Raw genomic sequence first — 19,296 nt, 5'->3', positions numbered from 1 at the left:
ATAGAAATCATGAAAGAAATCGCAAAAAAGAAGAACAGCAGCGGTATAAATAAAAGAAATAATATGGCCGGTTTTTTATTTTTATTACCACTCATTATCATATTTGTGGGACTGTTGGGGTATAGTTTTTATTTCTTATTTAAAAATTGCTTATACAATGTAACGATTTCCTTTAAAAACCCAGAGTTTGTAGGACTGGAGAATTTTAAGATCCTTCTAAAAGATGCCTCTTTTGGAAGAGCATTAATCAATACATTTATTTTAGCAGCAGCCAATATATTATGTGGTTTAACAATCGGATTTTTTATTGCAATTATTCTAAACTTTAGAATCAGGGGAAAAAGATTTTTCCATGCACTTTTTTTTATTCCGTCGATGCTCCCGATTGCTTTAATGGCAGCGGTTTTCAGTTCTATTCTGGAATATAAAAATGGAATGGTGAATCAGATCTTACGAATCATTGGATTAGACAGCCTTGCCCAGCGCTGGCTGGCAGATCCTACTCTTGCGATGTTCTCCGTATGTACAATGTCTATATTTTTGATCGGGATTCCGATTATGTATTATACAGCGGACCTGACTACGATAAGTACCAGTGTATTAGAAGCGGCAACAGTGGATGGTGCAAAGATGAGACATCAGTTGTTTATGGTAATCTATCCAATGCTTAAGAATACACACAAGACGATTATCTTATCTATGCTATTATCAGGTTTTCGTGAAATGGAAAGAGTTTTCCTGATGACAGACGGTGGACCAGGCGGTATTACAGAGATTATAGGTACCTATATCTATCGAGCCTCCCGATCGGCAGGATCCAATATCGGAATGGTTTGTGCCGCTGCATTAGTGGTGCTTTTACTTGCTTTTCTGATATCATTTATACAGTTGAAATTAACCAGTGGAAAGGAGTAGTGGGTTATGGGTAAGAAAAAGAAAAAACAAACAGAATTGGAACAAGATTTATTTTCTATTTCAAAAGGAAATAAAGCGGTAATGGTAGTGTTTTTAATTGTTATGGTACTTATATGGGCTGTTCCAATTTATTCTTTACTAAAAGATTCGATGAAGGTAAATGGTTTTCAAAATTATATTTATGTACTTACCAATAAGGTCAACGGGGTTTCATTCTACAAATATTTTGTAAATTCTATCATCAATGCGGTTTGTGCAAGCGTTTTACTGGTATTTATTTGTTCTCTTTCAGGTTTTGCATTTTCTAAAATTAATTTTACCGGCAGTAAATTGATTTTTAACATGGTTATTATGTGCCTGGCAATTTCAGGTCCCATTTTGATTATTCCTTTATTTTACATATATAAAACAGCTCATTTATATAATTCGCACGTAGCAGTATTTTTGTCAGAGACGTTGATTACCATACCATTTGGTGTTCTGATGATGAAGAATTTTTTTGATGGATTGCCGGGAGAATTAATGGAATCAGCTAATGTAGATGGGGCTTCAATTAAGAAAACTTTTTTTGCCATATATTTTCCATTGGCTAAGCCTGCGGTAATTAATCTGGCTGTTCTTCAGATTATGTGGTCATTCCAGGATTTTCTGTTCCCTCTGATGTTCCTGACACAGGACAATAAGTATACAACTACGGTGGCTGTAAATGCTTTTAAGGGTGCATATGGTATGTCTGCCCAAAATCTGGGGCGCTATAATGCGGCGCTGGTTTTAATATCTGTTCCAACAATTATACTTTTTATATTTGCACAAAAATATATTGTAAATGGAGTTACTTCCGGCGCAGTAAAAGAATAGGAGATAGTTCCAATGAATACAGAATTATGGTATAAAAGTCCTGCCCGCTCGTTTAGTGAAGCTTTACCCATAGGAAATGGACGCCTGGGAGCAATGGTGTTTGGCGGGATACCCCGGGAAAAAATCTTACTGAATCTGGATACTTTCTGGTCTGGCTGTAAGCGCGGCGATGAAAGGGAAATTCCGGAAGAAACAATTCGTAAGATACAGACCCTTACGCTAAATGAACAGTATAAAGAGGCAGAAGAGCTGACAGAAAGCAGCTTACTGGGTGATTATAATGAGTCCTATATGCCATTAGGATTACTGCATTATGAATTGGATCATACAAACAGCGATTGCATTACCGATTATAAAAGGTGTTTGGATCTTGAAAGAGCAGTACACACCGTTTCCTACAAAATAAATAATGCAAACGTCACAAACCAGGTTCTGGCATCTTACGAAGATAATGTAATTATGATTAAAATAAAAGTGGATCCGGTTTCCAGGATAGATATGACTCTATGGCTGGACAGTCCGTTACAACATCAGGTTACAGTTCCAGATGCGAATACGATGATTTTATCAGAGCAGGCACCATCACATGTGGTACCAAATTATATAGAATGTGACCAGCCAATCCGTTATGATGAAGATAAACCGGGTATGAAAGCAATCTGTCGGATGGAAATTTGTACCGGGGGCGGCTCGTCTTATATAAAAGACGGTAAGATCAAAATAAAAGGAGCCACAGAAATAACAATGCTTCTTGCCGCAGCCTGTGGATATAAAAGTTATTTTGAGAAAATAGAACAAAGGGAAGAGGTACTGCAGAAAGATTGTGCAAAACAATTATTCGGGTTACGTCAGTACACTTATCAACAGCTCTTGGACAGGCATACTGTGGATTATCAGAAATTGTTTCATAAAATGTATTTTACACTCAATGAAAGCAGAGATGAGCTGTCAACATCAGAAAGGTTAGAGCGGCTGAAAAGTGGTGAGGAAGACAACGGGTTATTTTGCCTGTACTTTCATTATTCCAGATATCTGATGATAGCAAGTTCCAGAACAGGCTCACAGCCTGCTAATCTGCAGGGGATATGGAGCGATAGTGTGCGGCCGGTATGGAGCTGTAACTGGACAATAAATATCAATACGCAGATGAATTACTGGATGATTGGGCCATGTAATCTGCTTGAATGCCATGAACCACTGATGAAAATGGTGAAAGAATTGAGCATAGAAGGCCAGAAATCCGCTAAATCCCAGCTTCACTGCAAGGGGTGGCTGGCGAATCACAATATAGATATCTGGAGACAAACTTCCCCTGTAGGCGGGCTGGCAAAATATGCGTTCTGGCCAATGGGCGGTGTATGGCTGACCAATCAGATTTATGATTACTACCGATTCACAAAGGATACAGACTTTCTTAGACATGAGCTATGGCCGGTTATGCTTGGTGCAGCCCGGTTTTGTGCAGACTGGTTAATAGAAGGGCGTGATGGATACTTACATACGGCGCCGTCCACTTCTCCGGAAAACACATTTTATGATAAAAATGGAACAGAGTGTGCGGTAAGCAATTCAACTACAATGGATATTTCATTAATGAAAGAACTATTTATGAATTTATTAAAGACATACGAAGTTTTAGGCGAACGGGATAGTTTTTATGACGAAATAAAAACTAAATTGGCAAAACTTCCGGAATACAAAACAGGAAAAGATGGACAGCTTCTGGAATGGATATCGGAATTCCAGGAAAAGGATTCTGGTCATCGCCACTTTTCGCCGCTGGTGGGATTCCATCCGGGTAGGGTAATTAATAAAAGGGATAACAAAGAGCTGGTAATTGCATGTCAAAAATTAATTGAGCGAAGATTAAAATCCGGTGGTGGACATATTGGGTGGAGCTGTGCATGGCTCATTAATTTATTTGCCAGACTTCAGGATGGAGAGCATGCTTTTTACTATCTGAAATGTTTATTACAAAAATCAACGTATGATAATTTATTTGATTTGCATCCTCCTTTGGGAGAGAATGATGGAGAAAGAGAAGTGTTTCAAATCGACGGTAATTTAGGAAGCGCAGCCGGAGTTGCTGCAATGTTTGTTCAGAGTTATCTGGATGAAATTGAATTATTGCCCGCTTTACCAAAAAACTGGACAGAGGGCAGCATGGAAGGAATATTGGCAGAAGGAGGATTTGAGGTTTCGATAAGATGGAAAGAAGGAAACTTAGCAGAAGCATTTATTGTTTCTAATCTGGGAGAAAAGGCAAGGGTCAGATATCGGGAACCAATTAAGGCAGAGACAGAAGCAGAAGATGAGCTTCAGGTTACTTATATTTCCTCCTGTATAATCGAATTTCCTACAAAAAAAGGAGCAAGATACACGATAACGAGAAAATAATACTCTATATGTTATGTTTTAAATGGCGGGTTCTTCGGAATCTGCTTTTTCGTTTTATATTTACAATGGGGCGTTGCCATAATTAAGTGAATTACCTGACAACGTTCCCATTTAAATTTTTCACACTTTCTTTAACGGTAAATGTTGCATTGTGCACAAGTACCTTAGGATAATCCGTATAATCACCTTTCATACGGGCATATAGAAGTTTGGCAGCGTGATAGCCCATTTTATCCATAGGTTGTTCAATGAGGGATAACGGAGGTGTAACAACCTGGGAGATAGGAAGATTGTCATATCCAATAATAGATACATCATCCGGGACTTTTAATTTCAGATAATTGATGGCAAGAAATCCTCCGATAGTCATATCATAGTTACTGATTAATATTGCTGATGGGAGATGGCTTCCCTGATACAGATCCATGATGGCTTCATAGCCGCCTGACATAGTATAATGTCCATTTTTGATATAGTAGTCATGAATCGGGAGATGATATTTATTCATTGCATTCTTATATCCGTTAATACGTCCCATTGCTGTATATAAATGTGGATCACCGGTAAGTATAGCAATTTCTGTATGCCCCATTTTAATCAAAGTTTCCACAGGTTTAAACGTAGACAATTCGTTATCTAATACAACGCAGTCTGTTGGATGAGTTGGTATGAGCTGGTCAATTAACACAAGTGGAATTTTATCTTGCTGAATCATATCAATTTGCTTACCATCTGTGGAGAATGGAAGCAGTATTATGCCATCCACCATGCGGTCTAAGAGAAAGGCCGTTTTTTTAAGTTCCATATCAGCATCATCGTGGCATTCACTTACAATTACACAATAACCTCTGGGAAGGAGATATTTTTCAATAGAAGCGATAATTGTTGCACAATAAATGCTGGAGAGCATTGGACATAGAACAGCTACGGCAAAAGATTTGCTGGTTCTAAGGCCCTTAGCTATGTTATTAGGACGGTAGTTTAATTGTTTTATTGCATTTTCTATGCGAACCCGGTTCGCCTCTTTAACGGGAACGCCATTAATATATTTAGAAACTGTGCCGAGTGATAAGCCAGCTAACGTCGCAACATCATGAATTGTCGAAGACATAAATCATACCTCTCTTTTAATTATTTAAGAAAGAAAATAAGAAATTTCTATCCTTATATTAATATATCATAAAGTAAATCGATTATCAAATATGATAAACGAATAAGTGAGCAAAAGAAATAATGTCATTGTAGATAAAGATTTCCTTTTGTATCAATATGTATTGTATGTTATAATTTTCTTCAGGAAAGCAGGATTCATATATGAATTTGCAAATCAATCAAAGAGATTGGGAGGAATAAGATATATCAGCTGAATGAAAATGATTAGATGAAGAGCTTATTTGTTCTTCATCTTTTTTGGTCGCAATGTGAGACTGCTAAATATATGCTCTGACGAGTAACGGGTCTTATGCTTTTGTACAATATACCAACGAAAGAGGAATTCAAACGTGCTAAAAAATAAATTGGAAAAAACGGTGATTTATACGTATCTGGCAATTCTTATTGTGATCTCTGTCATGATCGTAGTCTTATATCAGTATGTCAGAAAAAGTACGCGGGAAAATGCCATAGATAACCAGAAAGAGGTTACCAGACAGATCACAGATCAGGTAGATACTTTTCTGGATAATATGGACAAGATCGCACTGCAGGTTATGGGAAACTCAATTATCCTTGAGAGCTTTCAGAATACGGATAAAAATGCACAGAATAACTATTTTGATGCCAACCCTGTTTTAAAGGCAAAACTGCAGTCCGTGTTAATGAAGATAAACGGACCAGGTGATGTGGTGGAGAAGATCTGCGTTTATAATGATAATATGGATTATTTAAGCTACGGAGTCTTGAATGAAGATAATAACAAGGTGAAAGAGAGTCTGAAACAGATTCCGGTAAATAGCATAATTGAAAAAATTGATCAGACGAAACACAGTAAGCGGCTGGTTTCCATTCATGATGATTACTGGAGAAACAGTGAAGAGGAGACGGTTTCTGTATACCGAAACTTAAAAAGTACAACAAATGGCCGTAATTATGGACTGATCGAAGTACAAAGACCAAAAAAAGAATTACAGAAGATTTTCGCATTGGAGAACAGCAGTATGAATCTGTTCCTGTTGGACAGTGAAGGTGCACTGATATATTCCAGTGGGACGAAAGCGGATACAAAGCTGCAGCTACTGAAGAATCTGAGTCTGGAGACGGCGGGAATCAGTGAGAAACAAAAAGAGGCAGAGGGAAAGGAACAGCAGTTGATCACCTGGAATACAGGAGAAAACTTTGGGTGGCGGGCAGTGGTGATGCAGTCGGAAAAGAGTCTGCTGAGTTCCCTGGGCTTATTTACGAAGTTTATGTGGGGATTTATTGTGCTTTTGACGGCTGCAAATGTAATTTTTCTATTTGTTGTAATTAAGAAACTTTTGATGCCCTTGAAATTGCTAAATAAATCGGTAAATGAGGTAAGTCTGAATAATTTGTTCCTGCAGATTGATAATGAAAGCCAGATAGATGAAGTAGAGAATATTAATAAGGCATTTCGTGCGATGTTTGAGCGCCTGAACAGTTCTATCGAAAATGAAATTAAATCTAATTTTCTGGCACTTCAGGCACAGATGAATCCTCACTTTCTCTATAATACACTTGCCATAATCAGTGCGGTTGGGATCGAGGATGACAATGAGAGGATTCCGGTATTGTGTGAAAAATTATCAACTATGCTCAGATATTCCTCCTCTTATGAGGAACGTATGGCGAAGCTGCCCAGGGAGATTAAATATGTGGAAGATTATCTCTGCCTGATGCGGGAGCGTTATGATGGAAAAGTGGAGTATGAAATTGAGACAGATGGTCAGCTGGAAGATGTTCTTGTGCCTAAAATCAGCATACAGCCGCTGGCGGAAAATTGTTTTAAACATGGATTTGCAAATAATCCATTTCCCTGGAAAATAAAAATTCGCGGGGCAGCCACTGAGAGCGGATGGTATGTGGAGATCGAAGACAATGGGTGCGGGATGACCAGGGAAGAGATCGCAGCGATTGAGGACAGAATTAGTCAGATGGTCCAGAATCCGGTTGAACTGTCACGTTTGTCTATTGGAGGACTGGGACTTGTGAATACAATGGTCAGGTTTCAAATGCTTGACCCGAAAGTTTATTACAGAATTCAAAATCATGATATGGGTGGATTGGTTATCAGAATTGGAGGGGATCTAAATTGATCAAGGTATTAATCGCAGAGGATGAGCCGCTTATTGCGAAAGCTTTAGCAAAGCTGATTATAAATAGCGGCATGGATTTTGAGGTGGCCGGCATAGCAGAAAATGGCAGGGAAGCTGTAGATCTGTATGAAAAGCATTTACCGGAGGTTGTATTTACTGATATTAAGATGCCCATTATGGATGGATTTGAATTTTTGCAGATATTGAAAGACCGGCAATACGAACCATGTACCATTATACTGTCAGGATTTGAAGATTTCAATTATGCCCGGCAGGCTATTTCTTATCAGGTACTGGACTATTTATTGAAACCCATATCCAAGCAGATGCTCACGGATATTCTGAACAGGGTACGGATTATATCTTTGCAGAAAGAACAGGAATCAAAGAATAATCTGATTAAGAGCACGCTGGAAAATAAGGGGCGTCAGGATATCATAGACGGAGACTGCATGTTGGCACTGATTTGTATTGGAGCTTATCCGATGTCACCGGACGACAGTATGCTGCCGGGAGTTAAGGTGTGGAATGAGATAGACCTGGAACGGGATTTGGTTCAAATGGACTGTACAGAGGCTACCAGCTGGGTTTTTAATGGAAACAGCAGCGTTGAGCGTATTTTAATTCTGGAAGCGGCGGATCCGGCACTGCAAAATATGATAATGAAGAATGTCTATAACCGTCTTAAGGAGCAGACAATTCTTCCGGTTACTTTGATGACCCACAGGCGGACAATAGATATTACATCTGTGGGACCTATGTATAATGAATTAAAGGTTACCTTATACAGCAGATTTATTTTTGGAAAGTCAGCAATGATCTTCTTAGAGGCGTCAGGTTGTGGTTTATAAGGATAATGAAATCAATGCTATTGTGCAGAAGATATACAAAAAGATTTCTGCAAATGATTCCAAGGGAATAAACACCAGTTTGAAGGAACTGTTAGAATTCTGCGATCAGAACAACCTCAGCCAGAAGCGGATTTTGAAATATCTGAATATTATACTGGCATATTATTGTGAAAAGTTTCCGTTGGCGCAAATGACGAATATTGACTTTGAATTCATGCTGTCTAATGCAGAGAGCTATGAGAATTTGTACCTGGAAATCACGGAGATGCTCAGAACATCTTTGACGCTGCCGGATGTGACGCAGACGGTTCATCCCCTCGCTTTAAAGATAAAGAGTTATCTGGAAGAGAATTTCGAGAAAAGTGTAACAAATGAAATATTGTCCCGTGAATTCGGCTTTGTGTCTTCGTATCTGAGCAAGATCTTTAAGAACCAGTTCCGTATGACTCCTGGAAATTACCTGATCAAACTGCGTATCAATAAGGCCAAGAGCCTGATTCGGGAAAATCCGGACCGCTTAATTAAAGATATTGCTGATGCAGTGGGCTATAATGATCCCTATTATTTTTCAAAGGTGTTTTATAAAGAAGAAAATATGTGGCCTTCCGATTACAAATAACGGTGATGGTCTGAAACTGTTTATTATTTTCCATCCGGTGTTTCGGATATTACATTTCGTTTAGAAGGTGCTTCAGCTATAATAATACTAAGTCAAGGGACAAACGAACTTGAGAAATTATAATTCAGGGAGGAAATACGATGAAGAACAGAGCAGTTAAAAAAGGATTGAGTATTATTTTGGCGGCAGCAATGATAACCGGACTTACCGGATGCGGTGTTTCAGGCGGTGAAGGAAAAAATACCGCCGGGGAAAGCAGTACTTCTTCTAATGCAGAAAGTGGTAAGGAAGCTGGGGAGGGTAACAGTTCGCCGGCTAAAGACGGGGAGATGCGAAAAGTTACCTATATGGTAGGACAGTCAACTTATATCGAATCCGCATTTACTAAAATTGCTGAGAAGATGAAAGAAGAGAAAGGAATTGAGATAGAATTTCAGGTAACGCCTGATTCCCAGGGGACAAATTTAACTCAGACAAAGCTGGCATCGGGCGAAGTACCGGATATTATGCAGCTTAACATTCCGGAAAACTACTACATTTATGATGCCGAAAAAAACTTTATCACAATGGATGATCAGCCCTGGGTAGAACGGCTGGCATTTGATAAATCAGAGATCACTTATACAGATGGCCATATCTATGGTATGCCCATAACCGGATTTTCAGGTGTCATGGGTGTGATTTATAATAAGGAAATATTTAAAGAGAATAATCTTGAGGTACCGAAGACTTATGATGAGTTTTTAAAGGTATGTGAAACGCTGAAGGCGAATGGTCAGACTCCGATCTACATATCCGGCAATGACAACTGGACTATTCAAATTGCACCTATGATTTTTCTTGCAAATGCGCTGAATGACAAAGCATCTGAAACCTATGATAAGTTATATAACAATGAACAGTCATTTGCCGGTATCCCGGAATTTAAAGAAGCGCTGCAAAGCTATCAGGATTGGTTTACCAATGGATATACCAATACAGATTATACAGTGGGAACTTTTGAAGATTCCAAAGAAAAAGTTGCGCATAAAGAGGCAGCAATGATTATCTCCGGTGAATATGCAGTTACTGACATCATGACCAAATGGCCGGATGCCCAGATTGGGATGTTTCCCCTTCCTTACAATGATGTAGATAAATTTTTGACCTCTAAATATGTATTTGGTGAAGCAATTCCAAAAGACAGCAAAAATATTGATACTGCATTAGAGGTGCTGAATACCTTGTCCCAACCGGAATATCTGGAGATTTATCTGAGTGCCAATCCGCTTAATTCTCCTTATAAAGATGTGGAAAGTGTAAATATCAATTCTGTCTTAAAAGAAGTCTATGCAGATTATTTTGATTCTAATAAAGTATTGCCGCAGATTGCTGATATGATCGGAAAATTCGGTTCTTTAAACAACGATGTATTCTTCCCGGTATATACCCAGGTAGCCCAGGGCGGAGATATCGATGAAGCAATTGAACAGTTTGACAGCGGAATGCAGGAATATGGTAAAAATGTAGGTGTAGAAGCTTTTCAATAGTTGATTACAATAAGAAAAGTCTCTGTTTCTATCAGGGACTTTTTTTAATACCGGAAAACAGGAAATTTAAGGAGATTTCAGGAAAAGAGGATGAAAATGAAGAGAAAAAAGAAAGCAGCCATGGATATTTACAGTTTCAAGCTGGCTCTTCCGGCTATTGCAATCTATACCTTGATGTTTGCAGTGCCGGTTATACTGGGGGTGTTTACGGCCTTTACCAATTGGAGCATCCGGGATTTATATAATTTTACTTTTAATGGTATCGATAATTTTTTAAAGATTTTTAACGATAAGTATTTCTTCCTGGCAATCAAAAATACTTTTTTATTTGCAGTTGTCACGACAGTTGTAAAAGTAATATTTGCTGTGCTCTTGGCAGTTGCGCTGGTGAAGCCGCTTAAAACAAGGAGCGTGTTAAGAAGCGTTTTCTATATACCAAGTATACTAAGCGGTGTGGTAGTGGGACTTATCTTTACTTCGTTTTTTAAAGCCGATGGTATGTTTGATCAGATTCTGAGATTTTTTGGATATGGCGGCGATATTGTATGGCTTGGAAATGAAGCAACGGCTATGTGGTGTGTGATCTGGACCGATATCTGGAAAGGCACAGGATTTGCAATGATGATATTTATTGCAGGTTTACAGGGGATACCGACGGACTACTATGAAGCAGCAGCCATAGATGGAGCAACCGGATTTAAGCAGTTTTTCAGGGTAACGCTGCCCTTGCTGATTCCATCCTTTACCGTTGTAATTACATCCAGTCTGATTGCCGGATTGAAAGTTTTTGACAATGTCTATGTTCTGACAAATGGAGGACCGGGATTTGCAACGCAGGTTCTGGCAACATATGTCTACAAAAACTATTCTGCGGGATTTCTGGGCAAATCAAGTGCAATGAGTCTGATATTAACTGTGATTGTCTGCGTGTGCACCATAGGGCTGAACAAATTTTTAAGAAGTAAGGAGATCGAAGCATAATGGTAAAGAGAAAAGGAAAATTTAAATTAGCCATATTAGAAATTATGATAATCATAATTAGCCTGATCATTATAATTCCACTTCTGATCATGTTCTTCGGAAGTGTAAAGAACCAGGTGGAGGCAGCACAGTTTACCATTAGTCTGCCCAGTGAGTGGCACTTTGAAAACTTTGCATTTGTAATTGAAACAGGAAAAATTCTGGGATCATTTTTTAACAGTGTGGTTATTACAGGAAGTGCAACTGTAATCGGTGTTTGCTGTGCAGCAATGGCAGCCTTTGTAATTGCAAGAAAAAAGACAAAAGGGGGAGAAAATCTCTATAATTATTTTTTTCTGGGTATGATTGCCCCCATGCAGATTATAACCACTTATCTTATGCTGAATGTTCTGCATTTATCAGGTTCTTTTATAGGAATAATTCTCATATACGTGTCAATTAATCTGCCTTTTAATACATTTTTATTTACCAGTTTTATATCGGGAATACCAAAAGAGATCGATGAGGCGGCAAATGTAGACGGCTGTGGAATCTGGCGTTTATTTTTCACCATTATTATGCCATTGCTCAAACCGGTGATTGCCACGAGCAGTGTTATTTTTGCAATGAATGTGTGGAATGATTTTCAGCTTCCGCTGTATTTTTTAAACAGTCCGTCAAAATATACCATGCCACTTACAATTTATAATTTTTATGGAAAATATTTTAGTAATTGGAATTATGTGTTTGCTGATATGGTACTTACTGCAATCCCTATTTTGATTGTTTACCTGATTGCGCAGAAGTATATCGTAGCGGGTATGACGGCCGGTGCAGTAAAGGGTTGAATTGCATTAAGAATAAGTGATACGAAAGGATAGAAAAATGAAGGCGGTACAGGTGAAGCTGCAAAATTGTGCAGTTCAGGCAGGAATAGAAAGAATGCCTGTAATAAAGTGGGAATATAGCCAGAAAGATGCGGGGTATGAGCAGAAGGCATATCGTATGATAATCAGCGAAGGTACAAAAAAGGTATATGATTCAGGAACAGTATATAGCAGCCGGCAAAATGGATTGGAGGCAGATTTCCCGCTGCATACCCATAAAAAGTACCAAATCATTATTGAAATCACAGATAACACTGGTTATAAGGAAAAAAGTGACCCGGCGTATTTTATAAGCGGAATCTGTGGTCAGTCTGACTGGCGCGGGAAATGGATATCTAATATGACTAAGAAACCTTTTTTCACAGGGACGAGGTTCGATGTGGGAAAGGAGGTCAGTGCGGCTTACTTATCGGTCTGTGGTTTGGGGCAGTATGAAGCAGTCATAAATGAAAAAAAGGCAGGCAGTTCTGTTCTGAACGGCTCGTGGACAGATTTTCATAAGCAGGTACATTATCAGACTTATGATGTTACAGAGCATTTATGTTCCGGAGAAAACAACATTTCTATAGAGGTGGGAAATGGCTGGTATATTGCCGATACCTCAGAAGACAGACATTTTTATACCCTGAATCATCGCTATCAGCCATATGGTAAATATCTTACCTGTATGGTGCAGATGACAATCTATTTTGCAGATGGAAGTCAGAAGAATGTATGTTCAGATGGAAACTGGTGGACAGCACCAAGTCCAGCATTGCTTGCAAATGTTTATGGCTCAGAGGATTATGATGCGGGGAAATGGAGCGGATACAGTGAATTGTATCATCGGACTGGGAAAGAGAAATCAGTGGAAATGAAGGAGGAAGATCTTCCAGGAGGACACCTCACCCCAATGTTATATCCCCCGGTAATAGTTAAAAAAATTTATGAAACACGGAAGATTACAGAACAGGGAAAAAATTGTTATGTATTTGATCTTGGTCAGAATATGTCCGGTCAGTTTGAAATTCATGTAAAGGGAAAGAAAGGTCAGAAAATAAAGATCACGCCTGTTGAGAAGATAAATGCAGAAGGAAAGTGTGAGAAAACAACAGAAACCTGGTGCAATTATATCCTGTCCGGCGGTGGAGAAACAGAGATCTGGCGTCCGAAGTTTTCGTATGCAGCCGGAAGATGGATTATGGTTGAGGGGGTAACAAGAGAACATGATAATGACGTTCTGCCCTGCATCATTGATGTAAAAGGTTATTTTGTAACGTCAGCGGCTGAAGATACGGGATTTTTTTCCTGCTCTGACAGACGGTATGAACAAATACATGATCTGGTAAAAAGGGCAGTGGAAAGCAATCTGAACCATATACATACAGACTGCCCCTCCATAGAAAAACTTGGGTGGCTGGAACCAAACCATCTGATGGGTCCTTCGATCATGTATCTCAAAAACGTGGATACCCTGTGGGAAAAAATTTCCGCTGACATGAGAGCGGCACAATATGAGGATGGGGAGAGAGATCGGGACACCGGCTGTTTTCCTCATGAATACTCAGCCGGGCTTATTCCATCCATAGCGCCAAGATATGCGAAATTTATTACGGACTGCGGGGAAGGCAGCTTCTGGGATATTATTCCCTGGGGCAGCAGTATTCTGTTAGCGGCGGATATCCAGAATCAATTTTATGGAAATAGCAGAGTGATCAGAGAAAACTATGCGGCAGCTAAAAAATATGTTGATTACCAGTATCAGAAATATCAGGATTATCCTTCTATTTATCATCATTCCGGCAGTGAACATTTTATACGTCACGGACTGGGGGACTGGGGAATCCAGCAGAACAAAGGAGAATGCCGGGAGAATCTGGAGACAGCATTTTTATTTAAAGATCTCTGCCTGCTTTCCGAATTTTCCTTTATTAACGGAGACAGGGAAGCGGGAGTGGAATATCAGATGAAAGCTTCCGAAGTGAGGGATGCTTATAATAAAGCGCTTTTGAAATACGATGAAGCCAGTGACCAATGGTTCTACGATGCTTTTGATTGCAAAGATAAAAAGATAACTCAGGCAAATCAGGCAATCCCATTGTATTTTGGCATGGTGCCTGAAGATAAGAGAACCCCGGTGGAGAAAAGCTTACTGCAGGTTACCGGGAAAGGCAGATTTTGTTCAGGAGAAATCGGACTGCGCTTTATATTCAGAACTCTTGCCGGCCTTGGAAGGAATGATCTGATACAGGATATGATAATGCAGGAGGAGCATCCCAGTTACTACAGGTTTATCCAACAGGGAGAAACAACACTGCCGGAATTCTGGCGGGATGATGCCAGAAGCAGGAACCACGACATGATGGGACAGATTGTGGAATGGTTTTACAGTGAAGTGGCAGGCATTACATCAAAAGATGGTTTTGGCAGCATTCGTATTGCGCCCCAGCTTGTGAAAGATCTAAAATGGTTAAACTGTGAATATCATGCAATAACAGGAAAGATACAGGTTCGTTGTGAAAAAAGAGCAGAAACCTGTTATATGGCAGTTACGGTTCCGGTTAATACACATGCTGTGATCCATCTACCCCAAATATATGACAACATGGTTTATACCTGCAGCCAGCCGGATGTCCACGTTCAAAACGGTGTCTGCCATGTTCCGGGGGGAGTTTATGAGTTCTGGTCTCATCATTGAGACAATCTGAGCTTCGGTGCCATAAGGTGCCATAATTGAAAGAAATTGATAGCCTTGTTATTATATTTATCCAGCATCCATGAACAGCTTTTGTTCATGGATGCTTTTTCTGTTGTATTGGGGTTTAGGTGATGAATGACGCTTTGTAGATGTAGGGCTTACCGCAGAACTGGCAGTTTCTAACCTTCCTGGAGCTTTTCACGACTATGAGGGCAGCAGATGGTGTTACTTTGCTTTCTGACGCAGAACACAGACGATACAGGGGTTGTACTATTTCAGATAATTAGATATAATATGATAAAGGCGGTTTTCTTGTATACATAATAAGATAAATTATATCTACGGAGGCAAAAGATGATTAGAACAATGGAAGAAAGTAGTATGAAATCTCAGAATATCACAGATGATTTTCGGGTTGGTATTGTAAAATGCAGGAAGGATGAGTATCTTTCCATTAAAGAAGTGAATAAGGGATTTCTCAGACTATTCGGATATAAAGTTGCGGATTTGGAAGAATGCTTTGGCAGTGGGCTGGTTAACATCATTCATGCTGATGACAGGCAAAAATTACTGCTGAACATTAAAGAATCAAATCAGAATAAAGATAGAATTGTCTGCTGCTGCCGTATGGTCTGTAAAGATAGAACCTATCTGTGGGTACAGTATTTCGGACAGAGTATCAAAGATGTAAGCGGGGAAGAGATCATACTTGGAATGATCACAGAGAGGATCATGGATCAAGAGGAAGCGAAAGGATTCCTTCACACCAAGTGTGGAGTCGGTCCTTTCCTTAAGGATTTAGACGTGGCTTCAGAACAGTCAGAAGTCATGATTTTTGAGTGGGACGTAGTCACGGATACCATGGCATATTCCAGTGATTTTCAAAACAGTGCACATATAATCCGTGAAATAAGCAGTCATCTGGTGTCATCACATTATATTCATCCCGATGATAAAAAGGTATTGATGAATCTACGCGAAAGTGTAAAGCAGGGGAAATTATATTCAACTTCAGAATTTCGTATCCGGAACGAGAAAAATGAGTACATCTGGTATCGGATTCATGCGATCACACAATATGACAGTGATGAAAAACCTGCCAAGGCGGTAGGGATGATGTTCTGCATTAATGAGGAAATGCAGGTAATAGAGCAGCTGCGCGCCAGGGCAGAACGAGATGTACTGACCGGGCTTTATAACCGGGAAGAGACGGAAGAGAGGATCAAACGGCATTTGCAGGGAAAACCGGCTAATTCTTGTGCGCTGTTGATGATAGACACCGATAATTTCAAACAGATAAATGATACGAAAGGACATATGCTTGGTGATGTAGTTCTCTCAGAGCTGGCAGCCTCGATGAAGAACCGCATGAGAAAAAGCGATATCGTAGGGAGAGTCGGCGGAGATGAGTTCATCATATTTATGAAAGATATCGCATCAAGGGAAGCTGCCAGTAAAAAGACGGAAGAATTACTGCAAGGGTTCAGCCATCTGTTTAAAAATGAGAAGATGGCGGTTCAGATTACCTGCAGTATTGGAATTGCTGTATACCCGGAAGATGGGAATGAGTTCAAAACATTATACCGCCATGCTGATCAGGCATTATATCAGGCAAAAATCCAGGGTAAGAACCAATATGTGATGTACGACTATCAGCACTCATATCAGATTGAGGAAGCAGGTTATTCAAACCTTGTCACTGCTATCGATTCTGAGATAAAGTCATCAGGGCAGCAAAGTAATGTTTTATCTGATATCTTTAAAATACTCTATAGAACGGAGGATACAGAACAGGCAATTAATCTGACCCTGGAGATTGTTGGAAGGCGATTTGATGTGAGCCGCGCCTATATTTTTGAATCTACAGAGGATGGAAAATATCATTCGAATACTTATGAATGGTGCAATAAAGGAATTAATCCGGAAATGCAGAATCTTCAAAATATAGATGCCAGCGAGGCTGGAGATTACAAGACAATGTTTGACGATAATTCTATTTTCTACTGCAGGGACACCCATTTGCTGCCCACCACACAAAGGGAGCTGCTGGAAAAGCAGGGTATTTATTCTACGCTGCAATGTGCATTCTGGAAAGAAAAGGAATTTGCCGGATTTGTAGGGTTTGATGAATGCACAGGTTTACGTCTGTGGACCCGGGAGGAAGTTGATGTACTGTCTATGGTTTCCCAAATGCTGACGACCTTTCTGCAGAAAAAAAGGGTAATGGAGCGGAATGCAGAAATGGAATTACAGATGCGTACCATACTCGATTCCCAGTCCTCCTGCATTTATATCGTAGAGAAGAATACTTTTGCACTCCTATTTTTAAACTCAAAGGCAAAGGAGTTTCGACAGGGTATCCGGCAGGGAGAATGCTGTTACAGTGTATTATTTGATAAAAAGGAACCCTGTGGGTTCTGCCCGCTCCTTGAGGACCGGGTGTGGGAAGGTAAAATGGCAGAGGACAGTATACATTCAAAAATACATGCATCTTCCACGAAATGGTTTGGAAAGGAGGCATATCTTGTTTCATTCCGAATTGAATCGAATGCAGCATTACTCCATACCCGGCAGGATATGGAACATCATATTACTGCGGAAAAAAGTATCGTGGATTGTATCCAATGTCTGACTTCCTCCGAGTATCTGGAAGATGCCATTGAATACGTTCTCGAAATTGTACAGGATTATTATCAGTCGGACAGGGTATACATTATTGAGATAGATGAATCAATGGGAGTGGTAAGCAATACTTATGAGATTTGTGCAGAAGGGGTTGAGCCCCAGATTAATATGCTGCAGAACGTTCCCCTTGAGGCGATTACTTTCTGGATGGAGCAGTTTGAATTAAAAGATTACATTAACATAGAAAATGTTGATGAACTGGGAGATGAACGCCACCTGGAATTTGAGATATTAAAAGAGCAGGGAATCAATAGCCTTATGGCGATACCCCTCTATGTAAAGGGGGAGATGAAAGGCTTTTTAGGAATCGATGATCCGAAGATACACAAGGAAAACTTTTACTATCTGAAGGAACTCAGCTATTTTCTTGAAAATGAGATTTCAAAAAATTCACTGAAAAAGAAATTGGTTAAAATGAGCTATCAGGATTCTATGACGGGACTGGAGAATCGAAATAGCTATATGACATATTGTGATGATTTTTTAGAAAGCCATCCCGCTCCGGTAGGTGTGGCATTCATGGATATCAACGGATTGAAAAAGCTGAATGACTTAAAAGGACATCTTTGCGGGAATATGCTGATTAACCATATCGCAGAGAAGATGAAAGAATTTTTTCCAAAGGAGCGTTGCTTTCGGCTTAGCGGGGATGAATTTTTAATTGTTACGCAATCCATGTCTTATGATGAATTCCGAAAACAATTAACCGGTTTGACAGAAAGCCTGACGGAAGATGGACACAGTTCAATAGCTATAGGAACAACCTGGAGTGATGTGGAGGCCGACCTGATTGATTTGGTGAATAAAGCGGATCGGCTGATGTATATTAACAAACAGGATTATTATAAGGAAACAAAAGATATCTCAGTTACAAAGATCCCTTTACTTCGGGGGCTGTTGGAGTCTATCCTGAATAACGAATATCTGATTTATCTCCAGCCGAAGCTTAATGTACAAACGGGGAAAATAGACAGTGCGGAAGTCCTGGTACGTTATCGGGAAAAGGATGGCACGATCTCTTCCCCTGCTAAATTCATACCAATGCTGGAAAGTGAAGGATTAATCTCAAATATAGACTTTTTTGTGATGGAAGAAGTGTGCAGGCTGCTGACTAAGTGGAAGGCTGCGCACTTATCAGACATGAAATTAGCAATCAACTTTTCCAGAATCACCCTGTTCGATCATCATTTTTTAAAACAATTCCAGGATATCTTTGAACGATATAGCTTAAGGCCGGGGCAACTGGAGGTGGAAGTGACGGAAACCCAGGAAACTTTGAATAAGAAGCTGATGGCACGATTACTGGATGAACTTAGTAATCGGGGATTTCGTATTGCTTTAGATGATTTTGGGGTCGAGTATTCTTCTTATGAATTTTTGCTCATGGCAAATTTTAATCTTCTGAAGATAGACAAAGGCATTGTTCAAAGGTACGGAGAGACAGAGAAATGCGAAACTTTAATGAAACACATCGTTGATATGGGGCATGATCTTGGCATCAGCTGCTGTGCTGAGGGTGTGGAGACGGAAGAACAATTTCACTTTATAAAATCAATTGGCTGCGATTATATACAGGGGTACCTGATTGGGAAGCCGGTATCTATAGAGCAGTTTGAAATCAGATATTTGGAAAAATAAAAACTATG

Annotated in this window: 12 protein-coding genes; 11 read left to right on the top strand and 1 reads right to left on the bottom strand. The window is 39.6% G+C overall.

From position 1 onward, the window contains the following. Positions 1–9 precede the first annotated feature (9 nt). From CD03_RS0101605 to CD03_RS0101595, 3 genes are read left to right on the top strand one after another with little or no spacing between them, the layout of a single operon-like run. Positions 10–915: a carbohydrate ABC transporter permease gene (locus CD03_RS0101605; RefSeq protein ID WP_052377613.1), complete on the top strand. Its 906-nt coding sequence runs from the start codon at positions 10–12 to the stop codon at positions 913–915. A gap of 6 nt (positions 916–921) precedes the next feature. Then, positions 922–1,773 (top strand): carbohydrate ABC transporter permease, encoded by an 852-nt coding sequence (locus CD03_RS0101600; protein ID WP_027292132.1) that lies wholly within the window; start codon positions 922–924, stop codon positions 1,771–1,773. A gap of 12 nt (positions 1,774–1,785) precedes the next feature. After that, complete coding sequence (locus CD03_RS0101595; RefSeq protein WP_027292131.1) at positions 1,786–4,170, top strand: glycoside hydrolase family 95 protein; 2,385 nt, start codon at positions 1,786–1,788, stop codon at positions 4,168–4,170. Positions 4,171–4,261: 91 nt separating this feature from the next. On the opposite strand, the gene CD03_RS0101590 is transcribed toward CD03_RS0101595, so the two are convergent. Further along, positions 4,262–5,281, bottom strand: coding sequence for a LacI family DNA-binding transcriptional regulator (locus tag CD03_RS0101590; RefSeq protein WP_027292130.1), 1,020 nt, complete (start codon positions 5,279–5,281; stop codon positions 4,262–4,264). Positions 5,282–5,672: 391 nt separating this feature from the next. Here CD03_RS0101590 and CD03_RS0101585 point away from each other — a divergent pair, with 391 nt between their 5' ends. From CD03_RS0101585 to CD03_RS31975, 8 genes are all read left to right on the top strand, one after another. Continuing rightward, entirely contained in the window at positions 5,673–7,442 is a 1,770-nt protein-coding gene (locus CD03_RS0101585; RefSeq protein ID WP_027292129.1) for a sensor histidine kinase, read from the top strand. After that, the gene (locus tag CD03_RS35630) at positions 7,439–8,293 is read left to right on the top strand and encodes a response regulator (RefSeq protein WP_052377612.1); all 855 of its coding nucleotides are present in this window, start codon (positions 7,439–7,441) and stop codon (positions 8,291–8,293) included. Before CD03_RS0101585 ends, CD03_RS35630 begins: the two co-directional genes overlap by 4 nt. Next, positions 8,283–8,912, top strand: coding sequence for a helix-turn-helix domain-containing protein (locus CD03_RS35625; RefSeq protein WP_027292128.1), 630 nt, complete (start codon positions 8,283–8,285; stop codon positions 8,910–8,912). The genes CD03_RS35630 and CD03_RS35625 overlap by 11 nt, the downstream gene beginning before the upstream one ends. A gap of 140 nt (positions 8,913–9,052) precedes the next feature. Next, positions 9,053–10,441 carry an ABC transporter substrate-binding protein gene (locus CD03_RS35620; RefSeq protein WP_027292127.1) on the top strand — a complete coding sequence of 463 codons (1,389 nt, stop codon included), beginning with the start codon at positions 9,053–9,055 and terminating at the stop codon, positions 10,439–10,441. Positions 10,442–10,537: 96 nt separating this feature from the next. After that, positions 10,538–11,422, top strand: coding sequence for a carbohydrate ABC transporter permease (locus tag CD03_RS0101565; RefSeq protein WP_027292126.1), 885 nt, complete (start codon positions 10,538–10,540; stop codon positions 11,420–11,422). Next, on the top strand, positions 11,422–12,249 hold the full coding sequence (locus CD03_RS0101560) for a carbohydrate ABC transporter permease (RefSeq protein ID WP_027292125.1): 828 nt from the start codon (positions 11,422–11,424) through the stop codon (positions 12,247–12,249). The genes CD03_RS0101565 and CD03_RS0101560 overlap by 1 nt, the downstream gene beginning before the upstream one ends. 37 nt (positions 12,250–12,286) lie before the next feature. Beyond that, entirely contained in the window at positions 12,287–14,965 is a 2,679-nt protein-coding gene (locus CD03_RS0101555; protein ID WP_027292124.1) for a family 78 glycoside hydrolase catalytic domain, read from the top strand. Positions 14,966–15,319: 354 nt separating this feature from the next. Further along, a complete protein-coding gene (locus tag CD03_RS31975; RefSeq protein WP_044288838.1) occupies positions 15,320–19,288 on the top strand; it encodes a diguanylate cyclase domain-containing protein in 3,969 nt (1,322 codons plus the stop codon). The last annotated feature ends 8 nt before the right edge of the window (positions 19,289–19,296 follow it).

It is taken from the genome of Robinsoniella sp. KNHs210 (genome assembly GCF_000686105.1).
Taxonomy (GTDB): domain Bacteria; phylum Bacillota; class Clostridia; order Lachnospirales; family Lachnospiraceae; genus Robinsoniella; species Robinsoniella peoriensis.
This window is presented reverse-complemented; position numbering and strand designations above follow the sequence as displayed.

Coding starts and splice junctions, on each gene's coding strand:
- CD03_RS0101555 (WP_027292124.1), top strand. CDS start 12,287: ATGAAGGCGGTACAGGTGAAGCTGCAAAATTGTGCAGTTCAGGCAGGA.
- CD03_RS35620 (WP_027292127.1), top strand. CDS start 9,053: ATGAAGAACAGAGCAGTTAAAAAAGGATTGAGTATTATTTTGGCGGCA.
- CD03_RS31975 (WP_044288838.1), top strand. CDS start 15,320: ATGATTAGAACAATGGAAGAAAGTAGTATGAAATCTCAGAATATCACA.
- CD03_RS0101600 (WP_027292132.1), top strand. CDS start 922: ATGGGTAAGAAAAAGAAAAAACAAACAGAATTGGAACAAGATTTATTT.
- CD03_RS0101565 (WP_027292126.1), top strand. CDS start 10,538: ATGAAGAGAAAAAAGAAAGCAGCCATGGATATTTACAGTTTCAAGCTG.
- CD03_RS0101590 (WP_027292130.1), bottom strand. CDS start 5,281: ATGTCTTCGACAATTCATGATGTTGCGACGTTAGCTGGCTTATCACTC.
- CD03_RS0101560 (WP_027292125.1), top strand. CDS start 11,422: ATGGTAAAGAGAAAAGGAAAATTTAAATTAGCCATATTAGAAATTATG.
- CD03_RS0101605 (WP_052377613.1), top strand. CDS start 10: ATGAAAGAAATCGCAAAAAAGAAGAACAGCAGCGGTATAAATAAAAGA.
- CD03_RS0101595 (WP_027292131.1), top strand. CDS start 1,786: ATGAATACAGAATTATGGTATAAAAGTCCTGCCCGCTCGTTTAGTGAA.